Annotated in this window: 9 protein-coding genes; all 9 read left to right on the top strand. The window is 42.9% G+C overall.

All coding sequences use genetic code 11. The annotated features are described in order from the left end of the window. Positions 1 to 139: 139 nt before the first annotated feature. The gene (gene pilM, locus ACHEVO_RS09535; RefSeq protein ID WP_394124751.1) at positions 140 to 1,195 is read left to right on the top strand and encodes a type IV pilus assembly protein PilM; all 1,056 of its coding nucleotides are present in this window, start codon (positions 140 to 142) and stop codon (positions 1,193 to 1,195) included. Next, positions 1,195 to 1,854: a PilN domain-containing protein gene (locus tag ACHEVO_RS09540; RefSeq protein ID WP_296208229.1), complete on the top strand. Its 660-nt coding sequence runs from the start codon at positions 1,195 to 1,197 to the stop codon at positions 1,852 to 1,854. The genes pilM and ACHEVO_RS09540 overlap by 1 nt, the downstream gene beginning before the upstream one ends. After that, entirely contained in the window at positions 1,851 to 2,570 is a 720-nt protein-coding gene (gene pilO / locus ACHEVO_RS09545; RefSeq protein WP_296208228.1) for a type IV pilus inner membrane component PilO, read from the top strand. Before ACHEVO_RS09540 ends, pilO begins: the two co-directional genes overlap by 4 nt. After that, the gene (locus ACHEVO_RS09550) at positions 2,570 to 3,103 is read left to right on the top strand and encodes a pilus assembly protein PilP (protein WP_296208227.1); all 534 of its coding nucleotides are present in this window, start codon (positions 2,570 to 2,572) and stop codon (positions 3,101 to 3,103) included. Before pilO ends, ACHEVO_RS09550 begins: the two co-directional genes overlap by 1 nt. 27 nt (positions 3,104 to 3,130) lie before the next feature. Continuing rightward, entirely contained in the window at positions 3,131 to 5,485 is a 2,355-nt protein-coding gene (gene pilQ, locus ACHEVO_RS09555) for a type IV pilus secretin PilQ (protein ID WP_296208226.1), read from the top strand. Between the two features lie 203 nt (positions 5,486 to 5,688). Further along, on the top strand, positions 5,689 to 6,252 hold the full coding sequence (gene aroK, locus ACHEVO_RS09560) for a shikimate kinase AroK (RefSeq protein WP_341610504.1): 564 nt from the start codon (positions 5,689 to 5,691) through the stop codon (positions 6,250 to 6,252). 72 nt (positions 6,253 to 6,324) lie between these two features. Further along, positions 6,325 to 7,431, top strand: coding sequence for a 3-dehydroquinate synthase (gene aroB / locus ACHEVO_RS09565; protein ID WP_394124752.1), 1,107 nt, complete (start codon positions 6,325 to 6,327; stop codon positions 7,429 to 7,431). Between the two features lie 129 nt (positions 7,432 to 7,560). Further along, positions 7,561 to 8,649 carry a hypothetical protein gene (locus ACHEVO_RS09570; RefSeq protein ID WP_394124753.1) on the top strand — a complete coding sequence of 363 codons (1,089 nt, stop codon included), beginning with the start codon at positions 7,561 to 7,563 and terminating at the stop codon, positions 8,647 to 8,649. A gap of 864 nt (positions 8,650 to 9,513) precedes the next feature. Continuing rightward, positions 9,514 to 13,977 (top strand): glutamate synthase large subunit, encoded by a 4,464-nt coding sequence (gene gltB / locus ACHEVO_RS09575; protein ID WP_394124754.1) that lies wholly within the window; start codon positions 9,514 to 9,516, stop codon positions 13,975 to 13,977. Positions 13,978 to 14,104 lie beyond the last annotated feature (127 nt).

The raw sequence follows: 14,104 nt of genomic DNA on the forward strand, positions 1-14,104 counted from the left end.
AAATGAGCAGGTAATAATAAATGTGTAAGTTAGCCTTAATATATTTTTAAATGCTTGAATCTATCAATTAAGTAAAGTATTGTATTCAATTATTACAAATAACTATCAGATTGTACACTTAATATAAGGTATAGAGTTTGTGAGGCTATTTACTTCGAAAAGTCGACATTTGATTGGTGTGGATATTTGTGCCACCTCAGTAAAGTTGGTTGACATACAGCGCCAACAAGGCATGTTCCACCTAAAATCTTATGGTATTGAAAGGCTACCAGAAGGTGTCGTCATTGATAAGCTTCTAGCAGATACAGAGGCAGTTGGCAACATTATAATGAGTTTGGCAAAACGTTGCCAAGTATCGGGTAGTAGTGCTGCAACTGCGGTCTCAGGGTCTGCAGTGATCACTAAAATCATTGATATGGATATGGCACTTAGCGATGTTGAGCGTGAGGCTCAGATACGTCTAGATGCTGACCAATATGTGCCTTATCCATTAGAAGATGTCAACTTAGACTTTGAAGTATTAGGACCATCTTTAGTTAGCGAAGATATGGTTCAGGTATTGCTTGCTGCTTCTCGCTCGGAAAATGTTGACCAACGTGTAGATGCTTTAGCGTTCGGTGGGATGCAAACGAAAGTCATGGATATCGAATCGCATGCAATTGAGCGTGCGTTTGGATTGATGGTGGATAGTCTCCCAAATGTACCAGAACTGGTGGCTTTGATAGACATAGGTCATAATCAAACTACCTTATATATCGCCAAAAATGGTGAGTTTATCTATAGTCGGGAACAGTTATTTGGAGGTGTTCAATTAACAGAAGCCATACAAAACCGCTATGGCTTATCGGCAGAAGAGGCGACGCTGAGTAAGCGCGAACGCACCTTACCTGATGATTATTATCCTGAAGTTTTGACACCCTTTATAGAAAACACTATTCAGCAAATCACTCGCTCTCTACAGTTTTACTTCTCATCAAGCCAATATAGCAGCATCGATCATGTGGTGCTCGCAGGGGGAAGTAGTTCCATTGCAGGTCTCGCTGGTATGGCACAACAAAAGCTAGGTGTAACTGTCAGTGTTGCTAATCCATTTACTAATATGACTATTGCACCAAATATTGATAATGAGCAATTGGCTATTGATGCTCCAAGTTTGATGGCTGCATGCGGTCTTGCGTTGAGGAGCTTTGACTAATGGCTCGTATTAACCTTTTACCTTGGCGACAAGAAGAACGTGAACGTCGCAACAAAGAGTTCATCACTTTAGTAGTTGCAGTTACATTGCTAACTTTATTGGCAGCCTTTGCTTCATGGAGTTATTTTAACAATGAGCTTGATGAACAGCTTGATGCCAACGCTTTGATCGAACAAGAAAACACTCGCTTAGACACCGCATTGACTGAAATTGATAGTTTAGAACAGCGTCGTGACGATATTATTTCACGCATGCAAGTTATTCAAGATTTACAAGGTCGACGTCCTGTCCCTGTACGCCTATGGGATGATCTTGCTAAAGCTATTCCACCAGCGCTATATCTAAATAACCTTAAACGTGAAGGCGATGTCTTAACTTTAACAGGTTTAGCAGATAATCCAAATATTGTATCAAGCTTAATCCGTAACCTTGATAGTAGCAAATGGATGGGTAACTCAGCAGTAAGTAACATTCAACAGAATATTACTGCTTATCAAGCTGCACCAGCTCTCAATAATACAGTTGAGACAGGTGAACAGCCACGTCCTGTGTATCCTGAAGACAGTTACGTACAGTTTATAGTGACGACTAAAGTCCAGTCAGAGACACCTAACCCTGATGACGCTGATACTAGTGCTAGTCTTGGAGGTGAGTTATGAAGCTTATCCGTAAAAAAAGCCTCACTAAAACCAAAAAATCTGCTTTAAAACCGAAAAAGCAATTTGATTTAAATGAGTTTCGCCGTAGCTTTGAGTCGTTAGATTCAGAAAATTATGGCAGTTGGCCATTACCAGTAAAAGTGACAGTAATTGGCCTTATTATTATCTTTATCGCAGCTTTGTCATGGGCCTTACCGATTAGCAGCAAAATTGATGCAATTAATGCTGCTGAGGCTCAACAACGAACCTTACTTGATAGCTATCGTGAAAAAGAGTCGCGCGCTCGTCATTTAAAAGCTTATCAGGCGCAAGTGGTTCAAATGGAAACTGAGTTTAATACTTTATTAGATCAGTTGCCAAAAGATACTCGTGTGTCAGAATTGGTAGAAGGCATAAACATGACAGGCGTTGGTAGTAATATCCGTTTTCAAGATATTTCAGTAGAGCCTGAGATTGAAAATGAATTCTTTATTGAGCAACCAATACGTATTGCTGCGTTAGGTGAATATCATCAGTTTGGTAGCTTTATTAGTGGTCTTGCCGCACTTCCTCGAATTATTACGATGCATGATTTTGAAGTCAGTAACCCGCAGCCTACTTTGGATGTTTTACCAGAGCTTAACTTAGTCTTGCAAACTAAGACTTATCGCTCTAAAGAAGCGGCTCCTGAAGGTGATGAAGCCGTTGCTACTGATGCAAACGCAGGAGGCAACTAATGAGTATTCAAAAAATGCCCATGCTATTGGCTTTAAGTATTGCTGTTTTATCTATGACAGGGTGTAGTGACCGTATAGGTATGGCAGAGCAGTCAATGACTGATATCCGTAATCAGCCTGCACAGCCTATTGAGCCGCCACCCAAAGCTGAACTAGTAGAGGATTTTGTTTATAGCGCTAGTTCGCAGCGTAGTCCTTTTTTACCGCCAAGCTTGGTCAGTGTGCAAGGGGCTAGAACCTCTATTGAAGGTGTACGTCCTGATATTAACAGAATAAAAGAACCACTTGAGCAGTACGAACTGTCGCAACTGATTTTTCGAGGTGTAGTAATTTCGCCTGAAGGTCAGCGATATGCGTTAGTACAACGTCCCGACGGTTCAGTTGCCAGTGTTAAAGTAGGCGATTATCTTGGAATGAACGACGGCCGTATTGTTGAAATCACGCCGACCCAGATTAACTTGATTGAAATTGTGCCAGATAGCCGCGCAGGGTTTGTAGAAAAACCCCAGTCGCTGGTATCCCCTATAAGCTAAGTCGGCAGATTTTTTGAGGAATAAATAATGACAGTACGCAATAACAAGGTAATGATGATGAGCAACCGCGTTTCTTCTGCTTTTGCTATTTCAGCACTGGCAGTCAGTATGGTGGCTGTGACTAATAGTGCTTATGCTGCACAGCGCATTGATAGTGTTTCTGTAGTACAGACTGCACCTGCAGTGACTCAAATGCGTTTGGGATTTACAGGATTGCCAGTATTGCCTGCAGCCTATCAGCTTGATGATCCTAGTCGCTTAGTCCTAGATTTCGAACAAGTACAGAATGGGCTTGCTAGCCGCTTCAACGAATATAACGTCGGTGCAATCAATGATGTGACTACGCTAAGTAGCGATAGTACCACACGTCTCATTGTCGGTTTAAAAGAGTCAGGAAACTATACGACAGCGATTGAAGGCAATGATTTATTACTGACAATTACTGATCCTAATCGTCCAGTTATTACTAGCGACCCGATTCAAGATGTACTTAATAACAATAATAGTATGACAACGACCGCAGTCGTTACGCCTATTGTTGAGACCTCTACTGTACCAGTGGCACCTGTACGTACTACGAGCAAGGCAGTAGTAAAAAATGAAGTGCCAGCTGATACGATGGTAGTGAGAGTAAACCCACTATTAAATCCGCAACTCGCTGCTTCACAGGTAAGCAAACAGTATAGCTATGATGGACTAAGTGCAGTCAATTTTTCGGCAGGTAGTGATGGAGGTGGCAATGTAAGTGTTGTACTTGCTAACGAAGCCATCCCAGTAGATGTACAGCGCCAAGGTAAAAAGCTTGTCATACGTTTGACTGGTAGCACAGTTCCGAGAAATTTATTACGTCGTTTGAATATTAATAGTGGTCTTGTTGATAGTGTTGATACTAAGAATCAGGGTCAAAACGGTGTCGTCACCATCAATATGACGGATGACTACGAGTATCAGGCTTATCAATCAGGTAACCAGTTAAATATCAGTATCAAGAAACCTGAATTGTTACGTGAGCCAACGCTTGAAGAAAGAGTCTATAGTGGCGAACCCTTATCGATGGAGTTCCAAGATGTTGAGATCCGTAGTGTCTTAGATATTTTGGCACAGTTTACTGAGATGAATATCGTTGCGAGTGATTCTGTTGCTGGCAACATCACTTTGCGTTTGATCAATGTTCCTTGGGATCAAGCGCTTGATATTATCTTGAAAAGTAAAAATCTTGGCAAACGTGAAAATGGTAATGTGATTTTGGTTGCGCCTTCTACTGAACTTGCTGAGCAAGAGGCTCGCGAGCTTGAAGCGCAGCAAGCTGTTGATTCGTATGCGCCTTTACGCAATGAATATATTCGTCTGAACTACGCGAAAGCACAAGATGTATTGACTCTTATTTCTCAAGGCAGTGGATCATCTAGTAATAGCGGCAATAACTCCAACAGTGCTGACGATAACAATACGTTATTATCTAATCGTGGTACGGTAACGATTGATGAACGCACCAATACTTTGATTATTAAAGACGTGGCTGACAGCATTGAAAATATCCACAAACTAATCAGTAAAATTGATATTCCTGTTCGCCAAGTTATGATCGAAGCACGTATCGTTAGCGCGTCTGATACCTTTAGTAAAGAAATTGGTGTACGTTGGGGTATATTATCAAACGGTGCAGCCAACAACCGTAGTTTATTGGTTGGTGGTAGCGATCAAACCCTATGGGATCTAAAAGATTTCGATGTAGAAACAACGACGGTCAATGGTCAAACAGTTTCTTATCCTTCGTATGACATTAGTCGTCCTGATAACTTAAACGTCGACTTAGGCGTTTCCAACCCAGCAGGTAGTATCGCTTTTGGTTTGCTCAGTATGTCTGATGTAATGCTTGATCTTGAGTTGTCAGCGCTACAAGCGGATAACCGTGGTGAAGTTATTTCTACACCAAAGATTCTGACCGCGGATAAGCAGACAGCGAAGGTTTCTTCTGGTACTCAGATTGCTTATCAAGAAGCCTCAGCAAGTGGTGCAACAACGACTAGCTTCAAAGAGGCTGCGTTAAGTTTAGAGGCTACACCAAATATAACGCCAGATGGTAAAATTGGTTTAAAGTTGGTAATCACAAATGGTACTCCGACTATTATTAATAGTCAGGTTGCAATTTCTCAGGATTCTATTTCAACCAACGTCATTATTGAAGATGGTCAAACTGTCGTGTTAGGTGGAGTTTTCAAGAACCGTACCAATAACGAAGTAACTAAGGTCCCTTTCTTAGGTGATTTGCCTTATATCGGTCGTGCCTTCCGTAAAGATGTACGAAGCAACACTAAAGAAGAGCTACTTATCTTTGTGACTCCAAAGCTTATTAATGATGGTACTAGCCGTATTAACTGATTTAGTTTTTCTAATCTTTCATTGAAAAAGCAAGCCATAGTGCTTGCTTTTTTTATGCGCGAAATTAGTGGTTTTAGCGTTGCAATATTTATGTAGGCACTGATGAATGGTGTGCTCTAAATTTTACTCACAATAATCACGGCTCATTACTAGCCAGAATAACAATGACGTTGTATCATACCTAATTTAGCTGAGTAAGTATTATGGGGCAGGAATTACCGTCGGTGTTTTTAGTGGGTCCGATGGGAGCAGGGAAGACGACAATCGGAAAACTGCTTGCCAAGCAGTTAGGTCGCACTTTTGTAGACAGTGATTGGTATATTGAATCGCAGACGGGTGCCGACATTGCTTGGATATTTGCCAAAGAAGGTGAGGCAGGTTTCCGTGAGCGTGAAACGCGTGCCATTGATGAATTGACCCAAAACTCTCAAATCGTATTAGCGACCGGTGGCGGTGCAGTCATGTGTGCTGAAAACCGAGAGTTCCTAAAACAGCGTGGCATCGTCGTTTATCTTAATGCACCTGTCGAGGTGCAGCTGGCACGTACCTCTAAAGACAAGTCTCGACCATTATTACAGCAGCCTAATCCTAGAAAAATATTGCAAGAGTTATACAGTGCGCGCGATCCACTCTATCGCCAAGTCGCCCATATTATTATGCCTACTGGTCACACGTACCCACGCCATATGGTCAATCAATTGATGCAGCAGCTAGAATCATTCGTCGATTGCACTACGGACTCATCGGCGCACCAAGAAGACGAGTAATAGACTGGCAACTACGATTGATATGCAGACTCAATTACTTTTACCTCATTAGAAATGCTTTAGGAGTATCACATGGTAATGCCGTTTCATGATGGCCTAATAGTTCATACGCAAAGTCATGATTATCCTATTGTCATTACTGAAAAATCTACGACTGAACATAGCAGTATGGCGAAGCAAATCGCGCCTTATGTCAGTGGTCGTCAGGTTTTGATCGTCACTAATGACACTGTGGCACCTTTATACTTAAAAGTATTAGAAGATGAGCTAGCAGAGCAGTTTGTGGTAAAGGTGTGCGTACTGCCAGATGGAGAACAATACAAAAATCAGGCAAGTATTGATCAGATTTATGATGCGCTAATGACAGAACACTTCAATCGTGATGTGACACTTATTGCCCTTGGCGGTGGTGTAATCGGAGATATGACTGGCTTTGCTGCTGCCAGTTTTATGCGCGGTGTCAATTTTATTCAAATTCCAACGACGCTACTGTCACAAGTAGATTCTAGTGTTGGTGGTAAAACGGGTATCAATCATCCGCAAGGTAAAAATATGATTGGTGCTTTTTGGCAGCCGCAAATGGTGCTTGCTGATATGAGTACGCTTAAGACACTGCCTGCACGTGAGCTATCGGCTGGAGTGGCTGAGATTATTAAATATGCCCTTATCATGGATGAGGCGTTTCTAACGTGGCTTGAGGCAAACTTGCCTGCAATGATGGCGCTTGATTTGGCAGTACTTGGTGAAGCTGTAAAGCGCTGCTGTCAATACAAAGCCGATGTAGTGGCACAAGACGAAAGAGAGTCAGGTGTGCGCGCGTTATTGAACTTTGGTCATACTTTTGGTCATGTGATTGAAACGCATGAAGGCTATGGCAATTGGTTGCATGGCGAAGCAGTGGCGGCTGGTATGGTACAAGCAGCTGAGCTATCGCAAAAAATTGGCTGGTTAACTGATGATGAAGTTGTACGTATTAAACGTGTTTTAGAATTGGCAAACTTACCTATTACGCCACCAGCTATCGATGTATACACTGCTTTAGATTTAATGGGACACGATAAAAAAGTGAAACACGGACAAATCCGCCTAATTTTGTTAAAATCAATAGGCGATGCGGTAATGACTAATGAGTTTGACGGCGAACTATTGCATGAAGTTTTGTCAAAACATAGCGCGTAATATCTCATAAATTATCGCTTATATATTTATACTAAAATCTCGTACTTATAGCCGACTGGTTAGCTGTACCTCTGTTTGAATAAGCATTTATATCATGCTGTAAAACATGTGTTTACCAAGGACCGCCTCATGGCAACATCAAAAACAAAAACGCGTACTGCTAGTCAATCATACAGTCGTCAAGCACTGATTTGGCTAATAGTGACCTTGCTCTTAGGGGTGGTCACAGCGTTAGTATGGATGTTTAGTCAAACGCCAGCCATGGGTGCCAAAATTGAAAATGCACCGATATCAGCGCCAGAGATTTTGAATGAAGAGTTTGAGCAACCATTAAAAGTCGAATCATTACATGAGTTAGATACGGATGTACAACCGATTAACTTTGATGCAACGATTCGAGATTTGCGTGACTATCCCGATGAGTTTAAAGACAAGCGTTATCTGCTGGCTAATAAAGGCAAGTGGACTGTTCAAGTAATGAATGTTGCCGAAAACGATGTGATTGTTAGTTACCTAGAAGGTCGTCAAGATCGCGATAAATTTGCTTATTTCCGTTATCTTGATGATGAAAAACAAGTCCGTTATATGCTGACTTATGGGATTATGAGTAGCCCGCAAGAAGCAGTAGGAGCCGCAAAGCTAATAGACTTTAAGTTACCTACAAACGTACGTGTACTGCCAGAAGAGATTAATCGGTATGTCAGTATCATTGATAATTATGAGCGTCCTGATCCAGTAAAAGATTTGAGTACAAAACGTACACGTGCCGTCGATTTGAAACCTACTAAGCGCGAAGTGCCAGCTCGTTTGCAAGAAGAAGCAGATGACGCCGCTGCTCAAGCAGCCAGTGCTAATAATAATCGAGGTAACCAAGAAAGCGCTAATAGTAGCAGCACTCAAGAGAGTATTCGTCAGTCGGTAGATACCTCTGCCACGTTATCTGTTAGTGAAGAGCGTACAGTTGGTGGTGAGACGCAGACAATATCTGAAACATCGCCAAAAGACGAAAACAACGTAAGTAAACCCGCGCCAGAAAACAAAAAGCCTGCGGTACCGGCGGAGAACTCTACTAGTAAGAAACCACCAGTAGTACCAACGCCTAAGCCCCCTAGCAGCACGAACAATAATTCAAATGCTAATGGCAAAAGTGCTAACGCTAATCCTCCCAAAAATAATAGCGACAGTATAAAAGCGCTAATAGAAGATAAGAGTAATTAATTTTTGCTTAATTAAAAAAACCCACTAGCTATTTGGTTAGTGGGTTTTTTTAGCACTATACAAAATAGTTTTATCGTCACAGTAAACGGCAAGCTACTACTGCTAAGTATTATCAAAGCCTTTTGCTAAATGTCATCTATACGGTTTGCATTAAAATTTTAATAGCAGTTTTATTTGTCTCATAACCAATAGTAATAAGTCCTCTTACAATTTATGGCTGATGAATCGATAGAAAAGACTAGATTTTTCGACAATCATTAACTAATATAACTGTGGGCGACGTTCTGTATAGTTATCGTAAAAAATGTCTATTTAACAACTATTTAGTGGTTTTTTCTTAGTTTTTAGAGTTCTTTACTAAATATTATTGTCTCAAGCGCGGTTACTTACTATCCATAATAAGGTTATCGTAGGTGACGCAACCTCTCTTATTGTCACTCTTTTTAGGGTAAACAAAGTGCTTGAATACAGAGCGTCAGATATTCAAGATAAACAAGTGCACCGTTATTAAGTTGTTGTATGCTTAGCTCTAAATGCTAGACATGACAACATAACAAATAATGCTTAAATGAATGGCATTAGATATCACTGATTGAGTAACTGGCATTTAGGGGTGTAGATTCTCCCGTTGCCAAGGGCTGCTACTTACTATCTTTTGATACACGGACCATATGTCAAGACATCAGCTAATGACCAGGAGGGTCAAGGGTTTCACTTTCTCTTAGAGTATGATGTCTATCGAGCATTGCACTATTTGCCAATTCGAACACACGAATATCCACTATCAGCCCGTTCTGCTTACGGGTACCAACTTATACTCCGCATTGGAAATGTAAGTTGCCCGTCTACTTAAAAGGACAAGCTATGTCAATGATTTCCTCACAAACACACCTGGCTACGCCAGATGATTTTTCTGATAATTGCGGTTTTGGCCTAATTGCCCATATTGAGGGTGAAGCAAGCCATGATTTGGTGAAAACTGCCATTCATAGTTTAAGTTGTATGACACATCGCGGCGGTGTTGCTGCTGACGGTAGAACTGGTGATGGTTGTGGCTTACTATTAGCGACGCCTACCGATTTCTTTAAACAGATTGCTGACGAGCAGCAATTTGCCATTACGGACAACTTTGCTGTCGGTATGGTGTTCGTGAATTTAGATAGCGATAAAGCCAAGCATAGCCAGCAAGTATTAAGTGATGAGATTACAGCCCAAGGATTAGAAGTGGCTGGCTGGCGTGATGTACCACTTGACTTGAGTATTGTTGGTGAGATTGGTCGTGAGACATTGCCAGACTTTAAGCAAGTGTTCGTTAATGCGCCAGATGATCTAGCTGCTGATGATTTCAACCGTAAGCTGTTTGTTGCACGTAAAAAAGCAGAGCAGCGTTTGACGGATGATGAGCTATTCTATGTATGCTCATTGAGTTGTCAGACCATTATTTATAAAGGCTTGGTAATGCCTTCAGATTTACCAGCGTTTTTCTTGGATTTGCAAGATGAGCGTTTGGCATCACATATCGTAGTATTCCATCAGCGTTTCTCAACCAATACGTTACCGCGCTGGCCACTGGCACAGCCATTCCGTTATCTTGCGCACAACGGTGAGTTAAATACCATTACAGGCAACCGCAACTGGTCTAAAGCCCGTACGCCAAAGCTAAAATCAGACAAACTGCCTAACTTGAATGAGCTGACACCACTTGTAAATAGTACAGGTTCAGATTCATCTAGCTTAGATAACATGCTCGAAGTGCTTATGTCTGGCGGTATGAACCTGTTCCATGCAATGTCTATCTTGGTACCGCCAGCGTGGCAGAATGTGGATAGCATGGACATGGATCTGCGTGCGTTTTATGAGTTTTACTCACAGCATATGGAAGCGTGGGACGGTCCAGCAGGTCTAGTCATTCAAGATGGACGCTATGCGGTCTGTATGCTCGATAGAAACGGTCTGCGCCCGTCACGTTGGGTAACCACTAAGAACGGCTATATCACTGTTGCATCAGAAGTGGGCGTTTGGGATTATGAGCCTCAAGACGTATTGGCAAAAGGTCGTGTTGGACCTGGTCAAATGTTGGTTATTGATACGTTGACTGGTCAAATTCTAGATACGACCGCTATTGCAACTTTACTAAAAACGGCGCATCCATATCGTAAATGGTTGCGTGAAGAAGCAACGCGTGTTCGTGATGATGAACGTCTAGAAGAAACGTTGGCAACGCAAGCGTGCCGCGGTGATAAGCTTAAAGCGCTACAAAAGATATATCACATCACCAATGAAGAGCGTACAGAAATCATTCGCCCTAATGCTGAAAATGGTCAAGAACCAGTCGGCTCAATGGGTGACGATACGCCAATGGCTGTACTGTCGCAGCAAATCCGCCATGTCGGTGACTTCTTCCGCCAGCAGTTTGCACAGGTAACCAATCCGCCAATCGATCCATTACGTGAATCAATCGTGATGTCGTTGCAGACTTGTCTAGGCGCTGAAACTAACGTGTTTGCGCCATCTGCGAGAGACGCTCATCGTATTATTTTGTCATCGCCAGTATTGTCAGCCAGCAAGATGCAGCAGCTTGAAACCTTGGATGATCCAGCGTTCAAGATGGCTCGTATTGATCTAAACTATGACCGTACTTTAGAACTATCTGATGCTATCGTGGCTATTTGTGAGCAGGTGGCAGATAACATTCGCTCGGGTAATACGTTGATTGTCTTGTCTGATAAAGATATCGATGCAGACAAAGTACCCGCCAATGCCATTATGGTTACTGGTGCTGTGCATCATTATCTAATCGCGCAAGGTATCCGTACCGATGCTAATTTAATCATTGAGACAGGTCTTGCTCGTGACTCGCATCAAATAGCGGTATTGATTGGCTTTGGTGCAACTTGTGTGTATCCATATCTGGCATATGATGTCATTGATGATTTGGTCGCTACTGGTGAGCTACTTGGTGATCCGATTCAAGCCCGTGTTAATTTCCGCAAAGGCTTGGATAAAGGTTTGCTAAAAATCTTATCAAAAATGGGTATCTCTACCATTGTTTCTTATCGTGGCGCGCAGTTGTTTGAAGCAGTAGGCCTATCAGAAGAAGTCGTCAATTTATGCTTTAAAGGCGTACAAAGTCGTATCAAAGGCGCTACCTTTGCAGACCTTGCTGCTGATCAAGCACAATTGGCTGCCAATGCGTTTAAGCGTCGTGCCCCTCTAGATCAAGGCGGTCTGCTTAAGTTCGTCTTCAACAAAGAGTACCATGCCTTTAACCCTGATGTGATTAACAGCTTGCATACCGCGGTACGTACAGGTGATTATGATAATTACCGTAATTATGCCGATCTAGTTAATAGCCGTCCGGTTGCGACCTTACGTGATTTATTGCAACTGAAAACTGACAACAGTATCGATGTCAATGAAGTGGAAGATATTTCTGAAATCTTGACGCGTTTTGACTCAGCTGGCATGTCACTAGGCGCGCTATCTCCTGAAGCGCATGAGTCGATTGCGATGGCTATGAATACCATCGGTGGTCGTTCAAACTCTGGTGAAGGCGGTGAAGATCCTGCACGTTATGGCACATTGCGCAACTCAAAGATTAAGCAAATTGCGTCTGGTCGTTTTGGGGTAACGCCTGCCTACCTTCGTTCCGCTGAAGTCATGCAGATTAAAGTAGCACAAGGTGCCAAGCCTGGTGAAGGTGGACAGCTACCTGGTGGTAAAGTCAACGCGCTGATTGCACGTTTGCGTTATTCGGTGCCAGGTGTGACCTTGATTTCACCGCCGCCGCATCATGATATTTATTCTATCGAAGATTTGGCACAGCTGATTTTTGATTTGAAGCAAGTCAATCCAGATGCACTGGTATCGGTTAAGTTGGTTTCACGTCCAGGTGTTGGTACGATCGCGACAGGCGTTGCAAAAGCCTACGCCGACTTGATTACTATCTCAGGTTATGACGGTGGTACAGCAGCGTCTCCGCTATCGTCTATCCATCATGCAGGCTCGCCATGGGAGCTAGGTTTGGCTGAGACTCACCAGTCTCTACGAGTGAATGGGTTACGTGATAAGGTACGTGTCCAGACTGACGGTGGTCTAAAAACAGGGCTAGATGTAGTAAAAGCTGCTATCTTGGGTGCAGAGAGCTTTGGTTTTGGTACCACGCCGATGATTGCAGTTGGTTGTAAGTACCTACGTATCTGTCACTTGAACAACTGTCCGACAGGTGTTGCTACTCAAAAAGCCAAGCTGCGTGATGAGCATTTCATTGGCGAAGCAGAAATGTTGATTAACTTCTTTAAGTTTGTTGCGACCGAGACACGTGAATGGTTGGCAGCGCTAGGTGTTCGTAGTATGGAGGAGCTGGTCGGTCGTACTGACTTGCTTGACATCCTAGAGGGCAATACTGATAAGCAACGTCATCTTGATTTAACGCCATTGCTATTTAGTCACCCAGCCAGTGTGGGCAAAGCACAAACTTGTCAGGTTGAGCGTAATGAGCCGTTTGATAAAGGCTTGCTTGCTGAGCAAATGATTAGCGACATGCTTGTGAATATTCGCAAAGGGGCAGGCGGCGACTATAGCTATTTTGTTGGTAACTGTGATCGCTCTATCGGTGCGCGTATTTCTGGTGAGATTGCGCAAGTCTGGGGCAACCTTGGCATGAGCGATATGCCAATTAAGCTTCGTCTAACTGGTACTGCAGGGCAAAGCCTAGGCGTATGGAATGCTGGCGGCCTAAATATCGAGCTTGAAGGCGATGCCAACGACTATGTGGGCAAAGGTATGGCAGGCGGTGAGATTGTTATTTATCCACCGAAAGACTCAAACTTTGTAGCACAAGAAACGGCCATCATCGGTAATACCTGTCTCTATGGTGCAACTGGCGGTAAGCTATATGCTGCTGGTACAGCAGGTGAGCGTTTTGGCGTCCGTAACTCTGGCGCACATGCAGTCATCGAAGGCACAGGCGATCATTGCTGTGAATATATGACTGGCGGTATCGTTACGATTCTTGGCCGTACTGGACTTAACTTCGGTGCTGGTATGACGGGTGGTTTTGCGTATGTACTCGATATGGAAGGCGACTTTTTTGACCGTTGCAACCATGAGCTAATCGATCTAAACCGTATTTCAAGCGAGCAAACAGAAGAGCATCGCATTCATTTGCAACAAGTGATTGAAGCTCATGTAGATAAAACAGGCAGTGCATGGGGTCAGACAATTCTGAACGACTTTGAGCACTATGTTCGTAAGTTCTATTTGGTTAAGCCAAAAGCGGCGAACATTGCAAGCCTTCTTAAAACTACCATGGCCGACCCACAATAGCCGATACATGACTGCCTATCGTATCAATGGAATGCATTGATGGATTGTATTGATGGATCGGCAGTCGCTTTAATCAGGTTAGCCAGCGTTCCGTTTTTAGAAACGTTTTAACTCACAGGTTTTCAGC

The sequence above is a fragment of the Psychrobacter nivimaris genome (assembly GCF_043419765.1).
Classification (GTDB): domain Bacteria; phylum Pseudomonadota; class Gammaproteobacteria; order Pseudomonadales; family Moraxellaceae; genus Psychrobacter.